Raw genomic sequence first — 23,942 nt, forward strand, 5'->3', positions numbered from 1 at the left:
CTCATCTGTCGAAGCTTCTTTTTGCGCCACCAGCATGATTTTTTTATCATGATCCATGGCCGCTTCCAGGCAACGAATGGATTTTTCTCGCCCGACAAACAGTGGAATTACCATGTGCGGATAAACCACCACATCGCGCAATGGCAATACGGGGATTTCAATGCGTTCAGAACGCTCAGGATTCATAGAGCTCTCTCTTAGTTTAATTTCCGCCAGGTGATGGGGCAATGCCCTTACCCTTCATCTTTCAAGTTACAGATGCGTTAGCTACTCTCGCTCACCCTAATCACTTACCTGAGTAAGCTCATCGGGATTTTCTCGTTTGCCGCCTTCCTGCACCTTGAAATCTATTGGGTAAGCCCCCTATATCTCTCAATTTCTCAGTAAGTCGCTAAACGAACGCACCTGTGGTTTCAAGAATGACGAATTTCATGGCATCGCCAACAAGTAAGTCAGTATATGGGGATGTTTCCCGAGCATTCAATGCCAGGAATGAAGGAAAAACAAAAGGGGGATATAAATCCCCCTTTTTATACTAACCGACTGGTTATTTTGGCGAATTATTCACCGGATGCTTGTTGCGCTTCCGGTTTACCATAAATTAATAATGGCTTGCTTTGACCTTCGATGACGGATTCGTCAATCACCACTTTCTCGACATCTTCCATTGAAGGAAGATCGTACATGGTATCCAGCAATGCACCTTCAACGATAGAACGCAGACCACGAGCACCGGTTTTACGTGCCATGGCTTTCTTAGCAATAGCATCCAGCGCTTCGTCACGGAATTCCAGGTCCACACCTTCCAGATTGAACAACGCCTGGTATTGCTTAGTCAGGGCGTTTTTCGGCTCTTTCAGGATTTGAATCAGCGCGTCTTCGCTCAGCTCAGTCAGCGTAGCAACGACTGGCAAACGACCGATAAACTCAGGGATCAGACCAAATTTGATCAAATCTTCTGGCTCGACCTGGCCTAATAACTGCCCTTCTGTCGCCTTCTGAGATTTACCTTTCACGGTCGCACCAAAGCCGATACCGGAACCGGTTTCAACGCGGTTGGCGATAACTTTATCGAGGCCTGCAAATGCGCCGCCACAGATGAACAGAATCTTAGAGGTATCAACCTGCAAAAACTCTTGCTGTGGATGCTTACGACCACCCTGTGGTGGAACCGCCGCAACAGTACCTTCGATAAGTTTCAGCAACGCCTGCTGCACACCTTCACCAGACACATCACGGGTGATGGACGGGTTGTCAGATTTGCGGGAGATTTTGTCGATCTCATCGATATACACGATACCGCGCTGTGCTTTCTGCACATCGTAATCACATTTTTGCAGCAGTTTCTGGATGATGTTTTCTACGTCTTCACCCACGTAACCCGCTTCGGTTAACGTGGTAGCATCTGCCATGGTGAATGGAACATCCAGCAAACGCGCCAGGGTTTCAGCCAGCAGGGTTTTCCCGCTGCCCGTCGGCCCGATGAGCAGAATGTTACTTTTGCCCAGTTCGATTCCGTTGGTGGTATCACCGTTACGCAGACGTTTGTAATGGTTATAAACCGCAACCGCCAGGACTTTCTTAGCCTGTTCCTGACCGATGACATAATCATCGAGATGGTGACGGATTTCATGCGGAGTCGGCAGCGCGCTACGTTCGCGATGTGGCGCGACTTCTTTGATCTCTTCGCGAATAATGTCGTTACATAAATCGACACACTCATCGCAGATATACACTGACGGCCCGGCAATCAGTTTACGCACTTCATGCTGGCTTTTGCCGCAAAAAGAGCAGTACAGTAATTTGCCTGAACCGTCTTTGCGCTTATCTGTCATCGGTAAAACCTCTTTTTTGTTTCTTTGCACCGTACAAGTCCGGCACAAGTGCCATTCTACGGCGCAGCCAATCGTAAGCGCGCCAGGAGCCGCTACTTCAACTATAGTATATGGCTCACTGTTTTCGGGCGTTAGCTACGGTGAGTCAGGATTGAGTCAACTAATCCGTACTCTACCGCCTCGTTTGCAGCGAGGAAACGGTCACGCTCGGTGTCTCTTTCGATTTCTTCCAGAGACTTACCAGTATGTTGCGCCATGAGTTCGTTCATACGAGCTTTCACTTTCAGAATTTCGCGCGCATGGATTTCGATATCCGTTGCTTGACCCTGATAGCCACCCAGCGGCTGGTGAATCATCACTCGTGAGTTCGGCAAGCAGAAACGCTTACCTTTAGCCCCAGCGGTCAGCAGGAAAGCGCCCATAGAGCAGGCTTGTCCCATACAAATAGTGCTGACATCTGGTTTAATAAATTGCATCGTATCGTAGATAGACATACCGGCAGTAATGACACCACCTGGTGAGTTGATGTAGAGATAGATGTCTTTTTCTGGGTTTTCTGCTTCCAGAAACAGCATCTGCGCCACAATCAGGTTAGCCATGTGGTCTTCGACCTGGCCTGTCATAAAGATGACACGTTCCTTGAGCAGACGGGAATAGATATCGTATGAACGCTCGCCACGCGATGTCTGTTCAACAACCATCGGCACCAGGGCCATATGGGGTGCAAATTGATCTCTTTCGCCACTGTATGACATTTCCGTCTCCTGGAATAATTAAGCCTTCGATACCTGTTCACTGATTCTACTTGAGACGATAAAAGAAGACTACGCTCCTTGCGCCTCGCAACCTTAATTGGACGGATTATCAGTCAGGGGTCCTATTTTTGAGCCATACCCGTATTTATGGGGATGACCTTACCCTGTTTCAAGCATAACAACCTTTTCTTGTTACGCTAACCCTGAAACTGCGTTTTATTGATGGATTTTCAGGGTCTCAGTGATAAAAAAAGCCCGCCACCTGTGGGTGACGGGCTTGATGCAGCAATATTTTGGCGATGATGCCAAAAATTATGCTTACGCTTGTTGGTTCATCAGTTCGCTAAAGGTAGTCGCTTTTTCAGAAACTTTCGCTTTAGACAGTACTGCTTCAACAGCTTGTTCTTCCAGAGCAACATTACGCATGTTGTCCATCAGTTCTTTGTTTTTGCCGTAAAACTCGACAACTTCAGTCGGATCTTCGTAGGCAGAAGCCATTTCTTCGATCAGACCTTTAACGCGTTCTTCGTCAGCTTTCAGCTCGTGGGTACGAATAACTTCACCCAGCAGCAGACCAACAACAACACGACGTTTAGCTTGTTCTTCGAACAATTCACGTGGCAGTTCCAACGCTTGTTTCTCGTTGCCACCAAAACGCTGTGCAGCCTGGCGACGCAGAACGTCGATTTCGCTGTCGATCAGTGCAGCTGGAACGTCGATGTTGTTCGCATCAACCAGACCGTCGATTGCTTGAGACTTGATGCGGTTACGCACCGCGCCTTTCAGCTCACGATCCATGTTTTTACGCACTTCGGTACGCAGGCCAGCAACAGAACCATCAGCCACGCCGAAACGCTTGATGAACTCTTCAGTAAATTCTGGCAGTTCACGCTCTTCAACTTTCTTCAGAACGATGTCGAACTTAGCCGCTTTACCTTTCAGGTTTTCAGCGTGGTAATCTTCTGGGAAAGTCACTTCGATAGTGAATTCTTCAGAAGCTTTGTGACCAACCAGCGCGTCTTCGAAGCCTGGGATCATACGACCCTGGCCCATTGCCAGTACGAAGTCAGACGCTTTGCCGCCTTCGAATACTTCGCCGTCAACAGAACCGGTGAAGTCGATGGTTACACGGTCTTCAGCAGTAACTGGCGCTTCTGAATCTTTCCAGGTCGCCTGCTGCTTGCGCAGAGTGTCCAGCATTGCATCAACGTCTTCGTCAGTCACTTCAACAACCGGTTTTTCAACTTCGATTGCATCCAGACCTTGCAGCTCAACTTCTGGGTACACTTCAAACTCAACCGCATAGGTGAAGTCTTCGCCCAGCTTGTATTCGCCTGGAACGTAGTTCGGTGCACCTGCTGGATTGATTTTTTCTTTGATGATCGCGTCAACGAAGTTGCGGCTCATCAGTTCGCCCAACACGTCCTGGCGAACAGAAGCGCCATAGCGTTGTGCGATAACAGTCATCGGCACTTTTCCTTTACGGAAACCGTCGATACGGGCTTTCTTTGCCACGTTGACCAGCTCGCTTTTTACAGCGGTTTCGATGCTGTCTGCAGCGATAGTAATCGTGAGACGGCGGCCAAGGCCCTGAGTGGTTTCAACTGAAACTTGCATCTTGTTACCTCAAAAAATCACAGTGCTCGGTCAACTCTGGAAGCGCTCAATTGCGTTTCACAGAACCGGGATGCCTTCTGAATCAGAATCACATTCCCTGTCGTCAGAATCGTCCCGAAGACATTCCGAAAAATAAGACGCAGCATTATAGCGGCATCACCAAGGTGAGTCGAGAACGGCAACACAGTGTTGCTGCGGCCCTTTTCACAGTTCTTTTGGATTTATTGCCCACCCCTTGAAACAACAAGGGCAATTTCAGACAAAACAAAACGGCCCGCAGGCCGTTTTATAAAACACGATTCATATACCGCAACATAAAGGAAAAGTTCCCTAAGTTGCAAGCCTGAAGGTTAACTTCAGGCGATTGTTCCTGCTCCACGGCAAGGTGGAGAGGCGAAAATTGTATCGTGCAACCCCTCCCATTCCTTAATGGTGTAGGTGTGCAGAGCCAACGCATGAACAGTGGTAGAGAGTTCGGCACTTAAGGTGCCGTAAATCATACGATGGCGTTTTAAGAAACGCTCACCAGCGAAACGGTCACTCACAAGAACCACTTTGAAATGGCTCTCTGAACCCGCCGGGACATTGTGCCGATAGCTTTCATCCACGACTTCCAGGAACACGGGTTCAAACGCTGCCCTTAATTTTGATTCTATTTGCTCGCGCATCATCATGAACTTACTCCTCGACTGCGTAGAGATGCCACTCATCCCTTTAAATCTTAGCCGCTTTTGGCCCTTTTAATAACAGAATGACAACAATTATTTAGCTTTCGTCTGATTTTCTTATCCAGGGCCCTGTAGATTAATATGATTACGGCACAAATCGAGGGCAAAATGGTCAGATAGCTCTGCAACCGCTTAGAAAAAGCGCAACGCGATGAAATTACGTGCGTTAACTGCTTCCACTAGGCACGCGCAGTGTTATGATGGCGTGATTTTTTATCTGCCTGCCCCTTGAGTACATTGAGATAGCGAACATGTTAAAAAAATTATTATTCCCGTTGGTTGCCATTTTTATGCTGGCCAGCTGTGCAACCCCACCCACCACTATTGATGTTTCTCCAACTATCAGCCTGCCACAGCAAGATCCAAGTCTGATGGGCGTAACTGTGAGTATCAACGGTGCGGATCAACGCAAAGACCAGGCTCTGGCAAAAGTCACTCGTGAAAACCAATTGGTTACGCTGACTCCCTCTCGTGACCTGCGCTTCCTGCTGCAAGAAGTGCTGGAAAAACAGATGACTACCCGGGGTTATATGATTGGGCCAAACAGCCCGGTGGACTTACAAATCATCGTAAACCAGTTGTATGCTGACGTCTCTCAAGGCAGCGTGCGTTACAACATTGCCACAAAAGCCGATATCGTGATTATTGCAACGGCAAAAAATGGCACCAAGATGACCAAAAATTACCGTTCTAACTACAACGTAGAAGGGGCGTTCCAGGCTACCAACAAGAATATCGCCAATGCAGTAAACTCCGTATTGACTGATACCATTGCTGATATGGCCCAGGACACCAGCGTTCATGATTTTATTAAGCAGAACGCTCGTTAATTAATACCCCACCAGCCCGCGTCATGCGGGCTGGCTTTAGAGCAAAGTATGCCCAACCACTACCTTCGTCTTTTTCAGCAGCCTAAATCAGCCATCCTTTTGATTTTAGGCTTTGCTTCTGGCCTCCCTCTCGCCCTCACTTCCGGCACACTTCAAGCATGGATGACGGTTGAGAACATCGATCTTAAAACCATTGGTTTCTTCTCGCTCGTTGGGCAAGCCTATGTGTTTAAGTTTCTGTGGTCGCCGATAATGGACAGATACACGCCGCCGTTGCTCGGACGTCGTCGTGGTTGGTTGCTGATTACGCAGATTCTGCTGCTGATTGCGATTGCCGGTATGGGATTTCTGGAACCCGGTTCGCAGTTGCGTTGGATGGCGGCGCTGGCCGTCATTATTGCTTTCTGTTCTGCCTCGCAAGATATCGTTTTCGATGCCTGGAAAACGGATGTTCTCCCAGCCGAAGAACGCGGTACAGGTGCAGCAATCAGCGTCTTGGGTTATCGCCTGGCAATGCTGGTCTCTGGCGGTTTAGCCCTTTGGCTTGCGGATAGATACCTGGGCTGGCAAGGCATGTATTGGCTGATGGCAGCACTGATGTTGCCGTGTATCATCGCCACTTTATTTGCCCCAGAACCTACAGATGCGATACCGGTCCCCAGAAGTCTGGAACAAGCGGTCGTTGCCCCGTTGCGTGATTTCTTTGGTCGCAACAATGCATGGCTGATTCTGCTGTTGATTGTGATGTACAAACTTGGCGATGCTTTCGCCATGAGTTTAACGACGACATTTTTGATTCGCGGCGTGGGCTTTGACGCCGGTGAAGTCGGCATGGTGAATAAATCGCTGGGCCTGATTGCCACAATTATTGGTGCCCTGTATGGCGGCATTCTGATGCAACGCCTGTCGCTGTTCCGCGCCTTACTGATCTTTGGCATTTTGCAGGGGGTATCCAATGCTGGTTACTGGATCCTGTCGATTACCGATAAACATATGGTCAGCATGGGAACAGCGGTTTTCTTTGAAAATCTTTGCGGCGGCATGGGCACGGCAGCATTTGTCGCGCTGCTGATGACGCTGTGTAATAAATCATTTTCTGCAACCCAATTTGCTCTGCTTTCCGCACTTTCGGCTGTGGGGCGTGTTTACGTCGGGCCGATAGCCGGTTGGTTTGTCGAAGCACAAGGCTGGCCGACATTTTACTTATTCTCGGTTGTGGCAGCCGTTCCGGGCATTCTCTTGCTGCTGGTCTGCAAGACGACTCTGGAATACACCCAGAATAACGATAGCTTCATACCACGAAGCGAGTTTTCTTCAGCCTATCGCATTGCTCTACGCGCCTTAATGCTGGGTTGTGGGCTTCTGACAGTCTGGCTCGTGGTGTTGATTACCAATGCAACGGGTCTGACACATTGGGCGTTCAACATCCAGTTCCTGGAATGGGGTGCATTGTTTGCTATCGGTGGGATTTTGTTTGGTGGGTTGCTTGATTATCTGGCATTACGCAAAACAGCATTAATGTAACAGCCCCAGATAAATAAAATAATAAGTTTCGCCACGTGACTACATTGTTCAATTAATAAACACCTTTTATTTATGGTGATTTATTTATCGAGAGTAAGACCCTTTTTTACATTATTAGCAGGAAAATTATTTCCACTCTCTCTTTAACCGATTCAGCTTTTGCTGAAATTAATTTGTAGGGCCTTTCGTTTGCCAATTGATGCTAATTTGTTAAAATTATGTTTAGCAAAATGATTGGTTATACCAATTAACCTGCACTATTTATGACAGAATAGGTTTTCGTTATAACCTAGCTAGCATGCGGGCTATCTCGATGTTTTACCGTTTGTTGCTTTCTATGTGACATTGTCGGCAGAACCTAGTAACACCCCACTGACACTACGCCATTCATGTTTACAGTAATGTAACCTTCCCGTAAAATGCTTCCACACTTTAAACGACAATAGAGCTCCCAGGAATTGAGGTCGTTAAATGAGACTCAGGAAATACAATAAAAGTTTGGGATGGTTGTCATTAATTGCAGGCACATTTTTACTCAGTGGCTGTGATTCTGCGCTTCTAGACCCCAAAGGACAAATTGGACTGGAACAACGTTCATTGATACTGACAGCGATTGGGCTGATGTTGATAGTCGTGATACCTGCTATCGCAATGGCTATCGGTTTTGCCTGGAAGTATCGTGCTTCAAACAAGAACGCCAAATACAGCCCCAACTGGTCGCACTCGAACAAAGTTGAAGCTGTGGTCTGGACGATTCCTATCCTTATCGTCATCTTCCTCGCGGTACTGACATGGAAAACCACGCACTCTCTTGAGCCAAGCAAACCGCTTGTTCACGATGCGAAGCCGGTGACCATCGAAGTTATCGCCATGGACTGGAAATGGTTCTTCATCTATCCAGAGCAAGGTATTGCTACGGTTAATGAAATTGCCTTCCCGGCCAACACCCCGGTGGAATTCAAAATCACCTCTAACTCGGTGATGAACTCCTTCTTTATTCCGCAACTGGGTAGCCAGATCTACGCAATGGCAGGTATGCAAACCAAATTGCACCTGATTGCAGACGAAGCAGGCACCTACGACGGTATTTCGTCTAACTACAGCGGTAAAGGTTTCTCCGGTATGAAGTTTAAGGCTATCGCCACACCGGATATGGACACCTTTAACCAATGGGTTGCTAAAGCGAAGCAATCTCCAGAAGTCATGAATGACATGGCGACTTACGAGAAGCTTGCAGCACCAAGCGAATACAACAAAGTCGAATACTTCTCCGCTGTTAAACCTGATTTGTTTAAAGACGTTATTAACAAATTCATGGGGCACGGGAAGAGCATGGACATGACCCAACCAGAAGGTGAGCACGCAGCACATGAAGGTATGGAAGGCATGGACATGAGTCACGCGGAAACCTCTCACTAAGGGGCCGAGGAATAATACGATGTTCGGAAAACTTACACTGGATTCAGTCCCATACCATGAACCCATTATCATGGTTACGGTGGCAGCAATTCTCGTCGGGGGACTGGCGCTAGTTGCAGCTATCACTTACTTCGGTAAGTGGGAATACTTATGGAAAGAGTGGTTCACCTCGGTTGACCACAAACGCCTCGGCATCATGTATGTGATAGTGGCTATTGTCATGCTGCTGCGTGGCTTTGCCGACGCCATCATGATGCGTAGCCAACAAGTGCTGGCCTCCGCCGGAGAAGCAGGCTTCCTGCCACCTCATCACTACGATCAGATCTTTACCGCCCACGGCGTAATCATGATCTTCTTCGTAGCGATGCCATTTGTTATCGGCCTGATGAACATTGTCGTGCCGTTGCAGATTGGTGCGCGTGACGTTGCCTTCCCATTCCTGAACAACCTGAGCTTCTGGTTCACCGTTGTCGGTGTGGTGCTGGTTAACCTGTCCCTTGGGGTAGGTGAATTCGCACAGACCGGTTGGGTTGCTTATCCACCGCTATCGGGCATTGAGTACAGTCCGGGAGTCGGGGTCGACTATTGGATATGGAGTCTGCAGCTCTCGGGTATCGGTACGACATTAACAGGTATTAACTTCTTCGTTACTATCCTGAATATGCGTACGCCTGGCATGACGATGTTCAAAATGCCAGTCTTTACCTGGGCTTCGCTGTGTACCAACATACTGATTATCGCGGCATTCCCTATCTTTACCGTGACCGTCGCACTGTTAACCCTTGACCGCTACCTTGGCACCCATTTCTTTACCAATGATATGGGTGGCAACATGATGATGTATATCAACCTCATCTGGGCATGGGGCCATCCAGAAGTTTATATTCTGGTGCTGCCGGTGTTTGGTGTGTTCTCTGAAGTGGTTGCGACATTCTCGAAAAAACGCCTGTTCGGTTACACCTCTCTGGTGTGGGCGACCATCGCGATTACCGTACTGTCGTTCATCGTTTGGCTGCACCACTTCTTCACTATGGGCAGCGGCGCGAACGTCAACGCCTTCTTCGGTATTGCCACCATGATTATCGCCATCCCGACTGGGGTGAAGATCTTCAACTGGCTGTTCACCATGTATCAAGGCCGTATCGTACTCAACTCCGCAATGCTGTGGACCATTGGCTTCGTGGTTACCTTCTCTATCGGTGGCATGACCGGTGTTCTGTTAGCGGTTCCGGGTGCTGACTTCGTACTGCATAACAGCCTGTTCCTGATTGCTCACTTCCATAACGTGATTATCGGTGGTGTGGTATTCGGTTGCTTCGCGGGTTTGACTTACTGGTGGCCAAAAGCGTTCGGCTTCACATTGGACGAAACCTGGGGCAAACGTGCTTTCTGGTTCTGGATAATCGGCTTCTTCGTCGCGTTTATGCCGTTGTACGTATTGGGCTTCATGGGTATGACCCGTCGTCTGAGCCAGCAAATCGATCCACAGTTCCACACTCTGCTGGTGATTGCAGCTTGTGGTGCAGGCTTGATTGCACTGGGTATCCTGTCTCAGCTGATTCAGTTCTACGTCTCTATTCGTGACCGCGAGCAAAACCGTGATCTAACGGGTGACCCATGGGGTGGCCGTACGCTGGAGTGGGCAACCTCCTCCCCTCCTCCGTTCTACAACTTTGCTCACTTGCCACACGTTCATGAGCGTGATGCATTCTGGGAAATGAAAGAGAAAGGTGAAGCGTACACACAGCCAACGCATTATGAAGAAATTCATATGCCACGTAACAGCGCTGCGGGCATGGTTATTGCTGCGTTCGCTACCGTGTTTGGTTTCGCGATGATCTGGCACATCTGGTGGCTGGCGATTGTTGGCTTTGCCGGCATCATCATCACCTGGATTGCAAAAAGCTTCGACGAAGATGTGGATTACTACGTTCCGGTTGCGGAAGTCGAAAAACTGGAAAACCAGCATTTCGATGAAATTACCAAAGCAGGGCTGAAAAATGTCAACTGAAACTCTCACTCACGCTAACGCCCACGCCGCGGAGCATGGGCATCACGATGCAGGAACCAATAAAGTCTTTGGTTTCTGGATCTACCTGATGAGCGACTGCATTCTGTTCTGTTGCTTGTTTGCTACTTATGCTGTTCTGGTGAACGGCACTGCTGGCGGCCCAGCAGGGAAAGACATTTTCGAACTGCCGTTTGTGCTGATCGAAACTGCCCTGCTGTTGTTCAGCTCCATCACCTACGGCATGGCGATCATCGCCATGAACAACGGCCACAAAAGCCAGGTTATCTCCTGGCTGGCGCTGACCTTCCTGTTCGGTGCGGGCTTCGTCGGGATGGAAATCTATGAATTCCATCATCTGATTGTTGAAGGTTATGGCCCGGATCGTAGCGGCTTCCTGTCAGGCTTCTTTGCCCTGGTAGGTACGCACGGTTTGCACGTAACTTCTGGTCTGGTTTGGATGGCGCTGATGATGTTCCATGTCTCTCGCCGCGGCTTGACCAGCACTAACCGTACTCGTCTGATGTGCCTGAGCTTGTTCTGGCACTTCCTGGACGTGGTATGGATTTGTGTATTCTCTGTTGTTTATCTGATGGGGGCGATGTCATGAGTCATTCAACTGAACACGCAGGCGCCCACCACGGTAGCGTTAAAACGTATCTGACCGGTTTTATCCTGTCGATCATTCTGACGGCAATCCCGTTTTGGATGGTGATGTCAGGAACAGCCTCCCACGCTGTGATTCTCGGCGCGGTACTGGTTAGTGCAGTGGTACAGATTCTGGTTCACCTGGTGTGCTTCCTGCACATGAATACCTCTTCTGAAGAGCGTTGGAACCTGGTGGCCTTTGTCTTTACCGCATTGATAATAGCCATTCTGGTGGTGGGTTCTATCTGGATTATGTGGAACCTCAACCAGAACATGATGGTTCACTAAGATCGGCATATACCCAAATCATTCGGATTGCAGGAAGACAGCAACCGAGTGAATCCCCGGGAGCTTAGGAAGCTAAGTGACCGGGGTGAAAGAGGGCAGCCAACACACCTGCAATCTGAAGGATGACGGGTATATATGATTAAGAAATACCTGCAAGTTACAAAACCAGGAATTATTTTCGGCAATTTAATTTCTGTCATTGGGGGATTTTTACTCGCCTCAAAGGGCAGTATTGATTACTCCCTGTTCATTTCCACCCTCGTGGGGGTGTCGTTAGTCGTGGCGTCGGGTTGTGTATACAACAACTTCATAGACCGCGACATCGACCGCAAGATGGAACGAACCAAGAACAGGGTTCTGGTCAAAGGCCTGATTGCCCCGAAAACCTCGCTGGTATACGCCACCTTGTTGGGTATTGCTGGCTTCATGCTGCTGTGGTTTGGTGCTAATCCGCTGGCCATGTGGTTAGGCGTAATGGGCTTTGTGGTTTATGTCGGCGTTTATAGCCTGTATATGAAGCGCAAATCTGTCTACGGCACACTGATTGGCAGCCTTTCTGGGGCCGCGCCACCTGTAATTGGTTACTGTGCTGTGACTGGCGAGTTTGATACTGGTGCTTTGATCCTGCTGGCTATCTTTAGCCTGTGGCAGATGCCGCATTCCTATGCGATTGCTATCTTCCGCTTTAAAGATTACCAGGCGGCTAACATTCCTGTTTTGCCGGTGGTTAAAGGGATTTCGGTCGCCAAGAACCACATCACGCTGTATATCATTGCTTTTGCTGTCGCAACGCTGATGCTGTCTCTGGGTGGCTACGCTGGATACAAATATCTGGCGGTGGCTGCTGCAGTAAGCGTCTGGTGGTTGGGCATGGCATTACGCGGATATAAAGTGGAAGACGACAAAGTCTGGGCGCGCAAATTGTTCGTCTTTTCAATCGTCGCCATCACCTCTTTGAGCGTGATGATGTCAGTCGATTTCATGGTGCCAGATTCACAAAATCTGCTGACTTACGTCTGGTAAGCAGTGAACCTGATAAAAGGGCACTTCGGTGCCCTTTTTTATTAGTACTTTCAATCTATAGCCGTTAGCATTCGAGTTGCAGGTAGGCGGCCAGGGAGCTTATCCCGATGAGCTGACTTAAGTCAGTGATTTGGGTGAGTGAATGCTGCCAACACCCCTGCAGCTGAAGGATGACGGGTATAATCATTTACCCTCATTTTCCCACGCACTACACTAAGAGGCTGGCTCATTAGGCGTTATTGTTGCAGGCATTTTGAACACGGACAGCGCGCAACAACCGGAGCGTACACGAAGCACGTGAGGATTGTGAGCACTGCCCAGGTTCGAAATGACAAATAAAATAGCCTAATGAACCAGGATCTAAGGCCTGCTTTTTATCTGAGGTAGTAATGAACGATTATAAAATGACGCCCGTCGAGTTACGTGCGACGTGGGGTTTAGGCACAGTTTTTTCACTGCGCATGCTCGGCATGTTTATGGTGCTACCGGTTCTTACTACTTACGGAATGGCATTACAGGGCGCAAGTGAGGCACTGATTGGCCTCGCCATCGGTATTTATGGCCTGGCGCAGGCTATCTTCCAGATCCCTTTTGGCCTGCTTTCTGATCGCATAGGTCGCAAGCCTCTAATTATTATCGGCTTACTGATTTTTGTACTCGGTAGTGTTATTGCGGCACTTTCAGTATCAATCTGGGGCGTGATCCTTGGCCGCGCATTACAAGGCTCTGGGGCGATTGCCGCCGCGGTAATGGCACTGCTTTCTGATTTAACGCGCGAACAGAATCGAACCAAAGCCATGGCGTTTATCGGCGTGAGTTTTGGTATTACTTTTGCCATTGCCATGGTGCTTGGCCCAATAATTACCCACAACCTTGGCTTAAATGCTTTGTTCTGGATGATTGCGATTCTGGCGACCTGCGGCATTCTGATAACCCTGTGGGTTGTCCCGAACGCCAAAAACCATGTACTGAACCGTGAATCAGGCATGGTGAAAGGTTGCTTTAGCAAAGTGCTGGCGGAACCGAAATTACTGAAACTAAACTTCGGCATTATGTGCCTGCACATCATGTTGATGTCGACGTTTGTCGCCCTCCCCGACCAGCTTGAACTGGCTGGTTTCCCGGCGTCTGAGCACTGGAAAATATACCTCTGCACGATGCTCATCGCTTTTGCGTCAGTGGTGCCATTTATTATTTATGCCGAAGTAAAACGCCGCATGAAGCGCGTGTTTGTCGGCTGCGTGGCATTGCTGTTGATTGCTGAAATCGTGCTTTGGGGTTCCGGCCCACACTTCTGGGAACTGGTGTTAGGCGTACAGTTATTCTTCATCGCCTTTAACCTGATGGAAGCCATTTTACCGTCGCTTATTTCCAAAGAATCACCCGCGGGTTACAAAGGTACGGCGATGGGAATTTACTCCACCAGCCAGTTTTTGGGCGTGGCGATTGGTGGCTCGTTAGGCGGATGGCTTGATGGGTTGTTTGATTCGCAAACCGTCTTCCTGGCAGGAGCGTTACTGGCAATGGTATGGTTACTGGTCAGCAGCACCATGACAGAACCCCCTTATGTCGCCAGCCTGCGTGTCGAACTGCCTGAAGGTGTGCTCGCCGATGAATCACTGAAACAGCGTTTGCAAGCACTGCCAGGCGTGAGTGAAGTGAATATTATTGCGCAAGAACGCAGCGCTTACGTGAAGATAGACAGTAAGCTGACGAACCGATTTGAGATTGAGCAGTTGGTGAAAGGGGCGTAACCGCCCCTGAGTCTACTCGCACGTGGTTAGGTTGCGGGGTTAGTCGCGGAAGTTTTTGAACTGGAACGGTTGCCCCAAATCGCCACCACGAACCAGCGCCATTGCAGCCTGTAAATCGTCGCGGGATTTACCTGTTACGCGCAGTTCTTCACCCTGAATCTGCACCTGAACTTTGGTTTTGCTGTCTTTAATCAGCTTCACAATTTTCTTGGCGATAGTCGATTCAATGCCCTGCTTGAGCTTTGCTTCCACGCTCCAGGTTTTACCGCTGTGCACAAACTCTTCCGGCACATCAATTGAAGCCCCTTCGATACCGCGCTTGAGTAGCTTGGCACGAAGAATATCCAACAGCTGGTTGACCTGGAAATCAGACTCGCTGGCCACTTTAATGGACTGATTTTTCTCATTCAGTTCAAATGTCGCCGGCACATTACGGAAGTCAAAACGAGTAGCAACCTCACGTTCCGCGTTTTCAATCGCGTTACGCACTTCCTGGATATCAATTTCAGACACGATGTCAAAAGATGGCATGCTTTCTTCTCCCTCTCTTTTTGTTGCGTTGCATAATACCTGCTGGGCCGAGCAAAACAACCCGTTAAAGCAGGAGAGAGCCCTGTATAATACAGATTAAGCAAAACATCTGCTGGAAGTGTATACCCAAAATGATGCGTGCGACGGGAAGGCAACATGTCCGTAAGCATGGACGCAGTCAACGTACCAGTAGCTCGAAGCATAAAGGGTTTGGGGAGGAAAAATGAAAATCACCGTGCTAGGTTGCGGTGCACTAGGCCAACTTTGGCTGGCATCGCTTTATAAGCAAGGACATGAAGTTCAAGGATGGTTGCGAGTGCCGCAGCCCTTTTGTCATGTCAACGTAGTCGAAACCGACGGCAGTATATTCAATCAAACACTGACCGCCAACGATCCTGACTTTCTCGCCAACAGTGATTTATTGCTGGTGACACTAAAAGCCTGGCAAGTTTCCGGCTCAGTGAAAGCGTTGGCCACCAAACTTCCACCCCATTGCCCTATTCTGCTACTGCATAATGGCATGGGGACACTTGACGAATTGCAGACGCTGCGCCAGCCACTGTTAACCGGCGTCACCACCCATGCGGCGCGTCGCGATGGCAATATCATCATTCATGTCGCGAATGGCACTACGCATATTGGCCCAGGCAACGCGGCGGGCAGAGATTTTAGTTTTCTCGCCGATCAACTGCATCGCGCCCTACCGGAAATGGCCTGGCATAACAATATCCAGGCCGCAAGCTGGAAAAAACTGGCGGTGAACTGTGTGATTAACCCGCTTACCGCACTCTATAACTGCCCGAACGGTGAGTTACTCCATTACCCGTCGGAAGTGAGCGACATCTGCCATGAAGTCGCCATGGTGATGGAACGTGAAGGTCACCACACGTCACCAGAAGCGCTGCTTTGTTACGTCGATGAGGTAATAAAGAGTACTGGCGCGAACATCTCGTCAATGCTGCAAGACGTACGGGTTCAACGTCACACCGAGATTGATTACATTACGGGTTATTTACTGCAACGCGCGCGTGCTCATGGCCTCTGCGTGCCGGTGAACAGCCGCTTGTATGAGCTGATAAAGCGTAAGGAGAATGAGTATGAGCGCACGAGCACTGGTTTGTCTGGCTCCTGGAACTGAAGAAACAGAAGCCGTTACTACCATTGATCTTCTGGTGCGAGGCGGGATTAGCGTCACTACCGCAAGCGTTGCCAGTGATGGAGATCTGACTATTACCTGTTCGCGTGGGGTAAAACTGCTGGCGGATGCACCGTTAGTTGAAGTGGCAGATGGTGAGTTCGATATCATCGTGCTACCCGGCGGATTAAAAGGTGCGGAATGTTTTCGCGACAGCACGTTGTTAGTTGAAACCGTACGCCAGTTCCATCTTTCTGGGCGAATCGTCGCCACCATTTGTGCCGCAGCTGGGACAGTATTGGTTCCGCACGAGCTGTTCCCGATGGCGAACATGACGGGGTATCCAGGCTTGAAAGAGACAATTCCGGAAGCTCAGTGGCAAGATAAACGCGTGGTCTGGGATCCGCGATTTAACCTGCTGACCAGCCAAGGGCCGGGGACCAGCATCGACTTTAGTTTAAAAATTATCGACCTGCTCGTCAGCCGTGAAAAGGCCTATGAAGTTGCTTCACAGCTGGTGATGGCTCCCGGTATTTACAATTACTACGAGTAGCGTTTCAGTTATTTTATCGTCGCCACGCCCGTGGCGACGCTCACACTTCCACTATTAATTTTCTTTCCCCCTGAAGTACTCAACGACACAAAACCTTTACTTTCAATCAATTAATCAAATCAACACCAAAACCATCGTCTTGACAGGCAAAATATTCCGTGGAAAACTCATTCTTAACTGGTCTAGTCCAGTTAAGAGTACCCGAAAATAATCCCCCCCCGGTAATCCACCTCCCGGGAGGAATAAAAACCTCATCAAGAGGAGTCGCCTGTGAATACGTTTATTGAGAGCAAGGTCGTCCCTGTCCTAATCCGGATTGGCGAAAACAAAATTCTGGTCGCGGTGCGTAACGGTATCGCCCTGACGCTACCCTTCACCATTACCGGCAGTCTTTTCTTAATCATCGCCAATTTACCCATTCCCGGCTGGAGCGAATGGTTAGGTCCGTGGGCCGATAAAATCAGCGCGCCCGTTGCCGTCACCTTTGGTGCGATAGGTTTAATTTCCACTGTCGGTATCAGCTATAACCTTGCAAAGGAATATAAGCTGAATGCGATAACCTGTAGTGCCGTTACCCTGGTGGTATTCCTCCTGGCGCAGCTTAACGATAAATATCAGCTGAATGTCGATAACCTCGGTGCTGCGGGTCTATTCTCCGCCATTATCCTGGCGGTGCTAACAGTGCATATTATTCGCTGGTTTATTGACCACGAAATCGTCATTAAGCTCCCAGAGGGTGTACCACCCGCGGTGGCGCAATCTTTTGCCAGTCTGGTTCCCGCCGCAGTAGCGATTACGCTGGTGTGGTTTGTCAGAGTGATGCTTGGCTTTGATATCAATGAGTTCTTTACTCAAATCTTCAGCCCGCTCGTCAGCGGTCTCGGCTCGCTGCCCGGTATGTTAGTCCTGATTTTCCTGATCTCGCTGCTGTGGTGTTGTGGCATTCACGGCGACAACGTGCTGTCCGGCATCACCAGCCCGATTTTCCTGAAATATATTGCCGAAAACACCCAAGCCTATTTGAACCACCAGCCGATTCCACACATTACCGCCGACGGCTTTTACATCGTCTTTATGTGTATCGGTGGCACCGGTGCCACACTCGGCTTGGTACTGGCCATGCTGCGTTCGCGCAATAAAATGTATAAATCGGTCGGTAAACTATCGCTGCCCTCGGCGATATTCTGCATTAATGAACCGATCATTTTCGGCTGCCCCATTGTCTTTAATCCGCTACTCATGATCCCTTTCACCCTCACCCCGATGCTGCTGTGTATTTCCACCTACAGTCTGATGTACTTCGACATCATCGGTCGCCCGGTGCTGCAAATCCCCTGGACCATGCCACCGATTTTCGCCGCATGGTTTGTGACAGGCGGCAATATCCCGGCGGTGATTTGGTCCGTCTGTACCATCGTCATTTCGGTCGCTATCTACTTCCCGTTCTTCAAACTTCTTGAACGCCAGCAACTTGCCAAAGAGAGTCATGAAAAACAAAGCGCTAGCGAATCCGTACTGAATACTGACTCTGCATTGTAAAAAGGATATCTGATGAAAAAGCTCAAAATAGTTACCATCGGCGGGGGGTCAAGCTATACCCCGGAACTGATTGACGGTTTTATCAAACGTTACGATGAACTGCCGGTCAGCGATTACTATCTGCTGGACATTGAAGAAGGGAAGGAGAAACTGGAGATCGTCGGCAAACTGGCTCAGCGCATGGTGAAAGAAGCCGGGATTCCAATGAATATTCACCTGACGCTCGATCGCGCCGAAGCGCTGAAAGACGCCGATTTTGTCACCACACAACTACGCGTGGGTTTCCTGGAAGCGCGTATCAACGATGAAAAAATCCCACTGAAATATGGTGTACTCGGTCAGGAAACGACGGGGCCAGGCGGCTTTATGAAAGCCCAGCGTACCATCCCTGTACTGATGGACATCTGTCGCGATATGGAAAAATATTGCCCGAATGCCTGGCTGATAAACTTCACCAACCCGGCGGGTATTGTCACCGAGGCCATCACGCGTCACTCGAAAATCAAAAGCATCGGTATTTGCAGTGGTGCCAACAGCATGCTGATGGACATCGCCAAAGCCTATGAGGTAGAGAAAAAAGACGTTTACGCGCGCATCATGGGTCTTAATCACTTGATTTTCGCCGATCAGATTTGCATTAAAGGCGAAGATTACACCGATGATTTTATAGCGAAACTCGCGCAGGGAACCGCCAATAACTCACTGAAAAACATCCCAGATATCGGCTTTTCCTCGCGCTTCGCTAAAGCACTGCACATGTACCCGATTTCCTATCTGAAATACTTCTTCCTGACCCGTGAAATGGTCGAAGCTGCACAGAAAGATGCCGACACCAAGGGCACACGCGGCGAGCAAACCCGTGAAATTGAACACCGCCTGTTTGAGCTTTATCAAGATGAGCACCTTTCCCATAAACCGAAAGAATTGGAAAAACGCGGCGGTGCCTGGTACTCCGATACCGCTTGTTCAATAATCAGCTCAATTTATAACAACAAAAAAGAAATCCACGTGGTGAACACCGTGAATAATGGTGCAACGCCGGATCTGCCGGATCACGTGACACTGGAAACCAATGCAGTTATCGATCGTAACGGCGCGCATCCGCTGGCTTACGGGCGTTTACCGGTGAAAATTCGTGGCCTGATCCAGAGCGTGAAAGCCTACGAAGAACTCACCGTTGAAGCTGCGATTACCGGCGATTACAGCACAGCGCTGATGGCGCTGACCATTAACCCGCTGGTGCCTTCGGCGACGCTTGCCGAGAAAATTCTGGATGAATATTTGGAAGTGAATCAGCGCTATTTACCTCAGTACCAGCGTAAAAATAAGGAACAGCCATGAAAACGCATATTTTCCCGGACTACCCGCAGTTGTGTCAGAGGGTAGCGAAAAATGTTATTGACTGCGTGAATGCAAAACCCCACGCGCTGATCTGCATCGCGGGCGGTGATACACCGTTGGGCGTATTTGCGGCACTGGTCGAGGCACAAAAACAGGGCCGCGTAGACTTCTCTCGTACACAGTTTCTCGGTCTGGATGAATGGCTAGGTCTGGGTAAAGACGATAAAGGGAGCTGTCGCGAAATGGTCTGGCAACATTTCTTCGATAAGCTGACGTTGCGTGGTGAGCAAATCTGCTTTTTCGACGGGCTAACCGCTAACCCGCAGGCGGAGTGTCAGCGTGTCGATCGTTATATTGAACAGCATGGGCCAATTGACTGCATCGTGCTCGGTATCGGTATGAACGGACACATCGGTTTTAACGAACCGGGCGCATCGCTGGACAATACCTGTCACGTGGTTGACCTCGATTCGGTAACCCAGGCAGTGTCGGTGAAGTATTTCGACACCCCCCGCGAGGTGAAACAGGGTATTTCGCTTGGGTTAAAAACCATTCTGGCGGCGAAAAATATCGTAGTGATGGCGAGCGGCGAGAACAAAGCAGCGATTGTCGCACAAACGGTAAATCACCCAGCGAGTACCGACATTCCGTCGACGCTGATGAAAACCGCTCAGCAGGCTAATTTGTACCTGGATGAAGTTGCGGCAAGCGCTCTGTAGTCAAAGTCTGGCAGGCGCAGATGCGCCTGCTAGCGTTCGATTCGTAGATTCTTGACTCGGAAAATATCGGCGCGGTTGTAGCTGATTGAATAGTTAAATATCGTTTTGTCAGCCAGGCGGGTTACTTCGGTAATTTTCAACATCGGCTGCCCACTGGAGATATTAAGCAGCGGTGCAAGCTCATTATCAAACAGCGCGGCTTCAATAATCGAGTCGGCGTCTTTGATTTTCTTACCGGTGTACTCTTCGATATAGCCGTACAAAGAGCTTTCTTTGAGAATGGTATCCGGGATTGTCGCAATCACGCTCTGCGGAATATTAGTATCTTCCACTAATACCGGATTACCATCAAGCAGGCGAATACGACGTATAAACCAGACGTTGTCCCCGATTGAAATATCCAGATGTTGAGCAAGCGTAGCATCCGCCTGAATGACGTTGAAGGCCAAAAGCTGGCTGCTGACCTTTACTCGGCCTTGAAATTCACGGGAAAAACCCAGAATACTGTCGCTGGTTTCATTGTTCAAAAGATACACGTTCGCAGTGCTGTTTTTCAGCACGAACATTCCTTTGCCGTGAATGCGCTCGATAAACCCTTCCTGCACCAGGCTATCCACCGCTTTTTGCACTGTCACACGAGTGACACCATACAGACTTGCCAGTTCACGTTCGGAGGGAATGCTTTCACCCTTTTTGTAGATCTGGTTAAGGATACCGCTCTTAATGCGTTCCTTAATCTCAATGTACTTGTGCACTTTTTGCATGGCAATCTCGCTGGATATTTTGCGCCGGATGCCCTCACCCACAGGGAGAAGGCATGGGTGAGAGGGTAAATCCAGATACGTTTATTCCTGACGATAAACCTTCACGTTATCAAAGCCTTGCTCACGCAGATACAGTGCTTGCAAACGGCTCATCACACCACGATCGCACCACAGCAAATAATTTTTGCTCTGATCCAAATCGCCGAATGCGGTGCTCAGTTTATAGAATGGCAGTGACGCCACTTCCACGCCTTCTGGCTTAAATGGCTTCTCATCTTGCTCGTCGATAGAACGAATATCCAGCAGCACATCATTCGGGCCAAATGCGTCAACCGTTTCAACTTCCGTTACCACTTCTTTGGATTGATTGGCTATCTCACGGATGTCGATATTGGTCGCTTCTTCAACCACGCGGTCAAGAATAGAGAAATCGAAATTGGCTTCTTCCGCTTCAATCTTCGCTTTCACTGCTTTCACAGTTGGGCTTTTCGAGATAACACCACAGTATTCCGGCATGGTACGCGCGAAGTCAGCAGTACCAATTTCACGCGCCAGATCGATGATGTGCTCTTTATCATGAGAGATTAGCGGACGCAGAATGAGCGTATCGGAAACGTTGTCGATCAAACGCAGGTTGGTCAGCGTCTGGCTAGAAACCTGGCCCAGCGCTTCGCCGGTTACCAGCGCCTGCACGCCATAACGTTCAGCGACTCTGGAAGCCGCACGTACAAACATACGCTTGAGCACCACACCCATCTGCCCATCTTCAACTTTCTCGAGGATTTCGCCTACGACGGGTTCGAAGTTAATCGCCACGAAACGCACACGGTGGGAACTACCAAAACGCGTCCACAAATAGTGCGCCACTTGTTTAACGCCGATTTCGTGCGCTGCACCACCGAGGTTAAAGAAGCAATAATGCACACGACAGCCGCGACGCATCAGCATATAGCTGGAAACGCCGGAGTCGAAACCACCTGAAATCAATGACAGTACATCTTCTTGCGTACCAATCGGGAAGCCGCCAATACCTTCGTAACGGCCTTTTACCAGCAGCAGACGATCGTTTTCGATTTCCAGATTAACCGTGACATCCGGCTTGGTCAGTTTTACGCGCGCTGATTCAATGTGTTGATTAAGGCCACCACCAACATAACGTTCAACTTCAATCGAGCTGAATTCATGTTTACCACGACGTTTCACACGCACACAGAAGGTTTTGCCTTCCAATTGCTCGCGATAAAGTTCCAGCGCCTGTTCGAAGATATTGTGCAAGTCGGTATACGGCACATCTTCAACTTCCAGAATATGGTGAATACCTGGAATACGGGTTAGCGCTTCACGAATGGCGATACGCTGATTTTCATCTTTAGCGCGAACTTCAATGTTGTCCCAGTGGCGAACAACCGCAAGATCTTCATCGTAGTGTTTTAAAACGTTGCGAATGTTCCCGGTGAGCATCTTAATAAAGCGTATGCGCACAGATTGACTCTTGATTGTGATTTCCGGGAACAATTTAATGATAAACTTCATGGCGCTCATGATTTGTTGGTGAGCCATACATGTTGAAACATGCGGGCTGAGGGACTTAAAGAATTGCAGCGGCGACAGCGCCGTTACATCCGAGGCGCAAAAGTATATCACTAACAGCTTGCCATAGCGTTACACAAATGACTCCGCTACCATGGCAGAGTCGCAAAAATTATTAGAGTCAGACATTCACTATGCCGAAAAAAACCGAAGTGCCTACCAGTTTTGAAACTGCGCTTGTGGAGCTTGAGCAGATAGTTACTCGTCTTGAGAGCGGCGATTTAGCACTCGAAGAGGCATTAAATGAATTTGAACGTGGTGTGCAACTTGCACGTCAAGGTCAGGTGAAACTGCAACAAGCAGAACAACGCGTGCAAATCCTGCTAAACGATAGCGAAGACGCCCCACTCAAGCCTTTTACCCCGGATAACGAGTAAATGGATTTTAACCATCAGTTGCAGGCCCACGCCCAGCGGGCCAACGATGCGCTGCAGCGTTTTTTAGCGCCGCTACCGTTTCAGAACACTCCTCTGGTTGAGGCAATGCACTATGGTGCACTATTTGGTGGCAAGAGACTTCGCCCTTTCCTCGTCTACGCGACCGGTGAAATGTTTGGCATAGCGCAAGAAACCCTGGATGCCCCTGCTGCGGCAATTGAATGCATCCACGCTTACTCTTTGATTCATGACGATTTACCGGCCATGGATGACGACGATTTGCGTCGCGGGCAACCGACCTGCCATATCAAATTCGGTGAAGCAAGCGCCATATTAGCTGGAGATGCCCTACAAACGTTGGCGTTTTCTATACTAAGTGATGCCCCAATGGCGGGTGTGGCGATTGCAGACCGACTCGCGATGGTAAAAGAATTGGCAACTGCCAGCGGGGTTGCCGGAATGTGTGGTGGCCAGGCGTTGGATTTGGAAGCCGAAGGCAAGCAGGTTGATCTACAAAGCCTTGAGCGTATTCATCGTCATAAAACAGGTGCATTAATTCGTGCGGCTGTTCGTCTGGGCGCATTGAGCGCAGGTGATGCGGGCCGTAACGCCCTGCCTTTGCTCGACCATTATGCAGATAGCATCGGCCTGGCATTCCAGGTACAGGACGATATTCTCGATGTCATCGGCGATACCGCTACATTGGGTAAACGCCAGGGCGCCGATCAGCAACTGGGTAAAAGTACCTATCCGGCGTTGCTTGGGCTGTCCAATGCCAAAACTAAAGCGTGGGATCTCTATCAGGAATCTCTCCGTGCGCTGGAAGGACTTGCTCGCCAGTCGTTAGACACTACTGCACTGGAAGCGTTAGCGAGCTACATAATCCAACGTGATAAATAATGATTAACTTACCCTTTGGCATTCAGGCAGAGGCTTGAAGGATGAAGGGTAAAACACCACGATG

General features: G+C 49.3%; 23 protein-coding genes. 15 read left to right on the plus strand and 8 right to left on the minus strand.

From position 1 onward, the window contains the following. The 5 genes from VJY99_RS01215 to bolA all read right to left on the minus strand — a co-directional run. Window positions 1–186, minus strand: a 186-nt coding sequence (locus VJY99_RS01215; protein ID WP_324115556.1) for an LON peptidase substrate-binding domain-containing protein, incomplete at its 3' end; no start/stop codon positions are given. 374 nt (window positions 187–560) lie between these two features. Beyond that, window positions 561–1,835, minus strand: coding sequence for an ATP-dependent protease ATP-binding subunit ClpX (clpX, locus tag VJY99_RS01220; RefSeq protein ID WP_324115558.1), 1,275 nt, complete (start codon window positions 1,833–1,835; stop codon window positions 561–563). Between the two features lie 131 nt (window positions 1,836–1,966). Continuing rightward, window positions 1,967–2,590, minus strand: coding sequence for an ATP-dependent Clp endopeptidase proteolytic subunit ClpP (gene clpP / locus VJY99_RS01225; protein WP_064516635.1), 624 nt, complete (start codon window positions 2,588–2,590; stop codon window positions 1,967–1,969). A 318-nt stretch (window positions 2,591–2,908) separates the two neighbouring features. Further along, entirely contained in the window at window positions 2,909–4,207 is a 1,299-nt protein-coding gene (gene tig, locus VJY99_RS01230) for a trigger factor (RefSeq protein WP_324115562.1), read from the minus strand. A 356-nt stretch (window positions 4,208–4,563) separates the two neighbouring features. After that, on the minus strand, window positions 4,564–4,881 hold the full coding sequence (bolA, locus tag VJY99_RS01235; protein ID WP_324115564.1) for a transcriptional regulator BolA: 318 nt from the start codon (window positions 4,879–4,881) through the stop codon (window positions 4,564–4,566). A 305-nt stretch (window positions 4,882–5,186) separates the two neighbouring features. On the opposite strand from bolA, the gene VJY99_RS01240 reads away from it, so the two are divergent. The 8 genes from VJY99_RS01240 (at window position 5,187) to VJY99_RS01275 (ending at window position 14,429) form a co-directional block, all read left to right on the plus strand. Beyond that, window positions 5,187–5,765, plus strand: coding sequence for a lipoprotein (locus tag VJY99_RS01240; protein ID WP_324115566.1), 579 nt, complete (start codon window positions 5,187–5,189; stop codon window positions 5,763–5,765). A 48-nt stretch (window positions 5,766–5,813) separates the two neighbouring features. Beyond that, complete coding sequence (ampG, locus tag VJY99_RS01245; protein ID WP_324115568.1) at window positions 5,814–7,289, plus strand: muropeptide MFS transporter AmpG; 1,476 nt, start codon at window positions 5,814–5,816, stop codon at window positions 7,287–7,289. 471 nt (window positions 7,290–7,760) lie between these two features. Continuing rightward, window positions 7,761–8,708 (plus strand): cytochrome o ubiquinol oxidase subunit II, encoded by a 948-nt coding sequence (gene cyoA / locus VJY99_RS01250; protein ID WP_324115570.1) that lies wholly within the window; start codon window positions 7,761–7,763, stop codon window positions 8,706–8,708. 19 nt (window positions 8,709–8,727) lie between these two features. Next, window positions 8,728–10,719 (plus strand): cytochrome o ubiquinol oxidase subunit I, encoded by a 1,992-nt coding sequence (gene cyoB, locus VJY99_RS01255; protein ID WP_324115572.1) that lies wholly within the window; start codon window positions 8,728–8,730, stop codon window positions 10,717–10,719. Continuing rightward, window positions 10,709–11,326 (plus strand): cytochrome o ubiquinol oxidase subunit III, encoded by a 618-nt coding sequence (locus VJY99_RS01260; RefSeq protein ID WP_324115573.1) that lies wholly within the window; start codon window positions 10,709–10,711, stop codon window positions 11,324–11,326. The genes cyoB and VJY99_RS01260 overlap by 11 nt, the downstream gene beginning before the upstream one ends. After that, window positions 11,323–11,652, plus strand: a complete 330-nt coding sequence (locus VJY99_RS01265) for a cytochrome o ubiquinol oxidase subunit IV (RefSeq protein WP_324115575.1) — start codon at window positions 11,323–11,325, stop codon at window positions 11,650–11,652. Before VJY99_RS01260 ends, VJY99_RS01265 begins: the two co-directional genes overlap by 4 nt. A 135-nt stretch (window positions 11,653–11,787) precedes the next feature. Beyond that, a complete protein-coding gene (gene cyoE / locus VJY99_RS01270; RefSeq protein ID WP_324115576.1) occupies window positions 11,788–12,675 on the plus strand; it encodes a heme o synthase in 888 nt (295 codons plus the stop codon). Window positions 12,676–13,064: 389 nt separating this feature from the next. Next, a complete protein-coding gene (locus tag VJY99_RS01275; RefSeq protein ID WP_324115578.1) occupies window positions 13,065–14,429 on the plus strand; it encodes an MFS transporter in 1,365 nt (454 codons plus the stop codon). Between the two features lie 39 nt (window positions 14,430–14,468). On the opposite strand, the gene VJY99_RS01280 is transcribed toward VJY99_RS01275, so the two are convergent. After that, window positions 14,469–14,960, minus strand: a complete 492-nt coding sequence (locus VJY99_RS01280; RefSeq protein WP_064516617.1) for a YajQ family cyclic di-GMP-binding protein — start codon at window positions 14,958–14,960, stop codon at window positions 14,469–14,471. Window positions 14,961–15,183: 223 nt separating this feature from the next. Between VJY99_RS01280 and panE the strand changes: the two genes are divergently transcribed. The 5 genes from panE (at window position 15,184) to VJY99_RS01305 (ending at window position 20,247) form a co-directional block, all read left to right on the plus strand. Further along, complete coding sequence (gene panE, locus VJY99_RS01285; RefSeq protein ID WP_324115582.1) at window positions 15,184–16,098, plus strand: 2-dehydropantoate 2-reductase; 915 nt, start codon at window positions 15,184–15,186, stop codon at window positions 16,096–16,098. After that, complete coding sequence (gene yajL, locus VJY99_RS01290) at window positions 16,058–16,648, plus strand: protein deglycase YajL (protein ID WP_324115583.1); 591 nt, start codon at window positions 16,058–16,060, stop codon at window positions 16,646–16,648. The genes panE and yajL overlap by 41 nt, the downstream gene beginning before the upstream one ends. A gap of 270 nt (window positions 16,649–16,918) precedes the next feature. Beyond that, window positions 16,919–18,187, plus strand: coding sequence for a PTS sugar transporter subunit IIC (locus VJY99_RS01295; RefSeq protein ID WP_324115586.1), 1,269 nt, complete (start codon window positions 16,919–16,921; stop codon window positions 18,185–18,187). A gap of 12 nt (window positions 18,188–18,199) precedes the next feature. Beyond that, window positions 18,200–19,528 (plus strand): 6-phospho-beta-glucosidase, encoded by a 1,329-nt coding sequence (locus VJY99_RS01300; protein WP_324115587.1) that lies wholly within the window; start codon window positions 18,200–18,202, stop codon window positions 19,526–19,528. After that, complete coding sequence (locus tag VJY99_RS01305) at window positions 19,525–20,247, plus strand: glucosamine-6-phosphate deaminase (RefSeq protein WP_324115589.1); 723 nt, start codon at window positions 19,525–19,527, stop codon at window positions 20,245–20,247. The genes VJY99_RS01300 and VJY99_RS01305 overlap by 4 nt, the downstream gene beginning before the upstream one ends. A gap of 29 nt (window positions 20,248–20,276) precedes the next feature. Here VJY99_RS01305 and VJY99_RS01310 read toward each other — a convergent pair whose 3' ends face one another. Continuing rightward, entirely contained in the window at window positions 20,277–21,011 is a 735-nt protein-coding gene (locus VJY99_RS01310; protein ID WP_324115591.1) for a GntR family transcriptional regulator, read from the minus strand. An 81-nt stretch (window positions 21,012–21,092) separates the two neighbouring features. Beyond that, the gene (gene thiI / locus VJY99_RS01315; RefSeq protein ID WP_324115593.1) at window positions 21,093–22,544 is read right to left on the minus strand and encodes a tRNA uracil 4-sulfurtransferase ThiI; all 1,452 of its coding nucleotides are present in this window, start codon (window positions 22,542–22,544) and stop codon (window positions 21,093–21,095) included. A 191-nt stretch (window positions 22,545–22,735) separates the two neighbouring features. On the opposite strand from thiI, the gene xseB reads away from it, so the two are divergent. Together xseB and ispA are read left to right on the plus strand one after the other, a co-directional pair. Then, the gene (gene xseB, locus VJY99_RS01320) at window positions 22,736–22,978 is read left to right on the plus strand and encodes an exodeoxyribonuclease VII small subunit (RefSeq protein ID WP_324115596.1); all 243 of its coding nucleotides are present in this window, start codon (window positions 22,736–22,738) and stop codon (window positions 22,976–22,978) included. Next, window positions 22,979–23,878, plus strand: coding sequence for a (2E,6E)-farnesyl diphosphate synthase (gene ispA, locus VJY99_RS01325; RefSeq protein WP_324115598.1), 900 nt, complete (start codon window positions 22,979–22,981; stop codon window positions 23,876–23,878). Window positions 23,879–23,942: the final 64 nt, after the last annotated feature.

The organism is Buttiauxella sp., assembly GCF_035271705.1.
Lineage (GTDB): Bacteria > Pseudomonadota > Gammaproteobacteria > Enterobacterales > Enterobacteriaceae > Buttiauxella.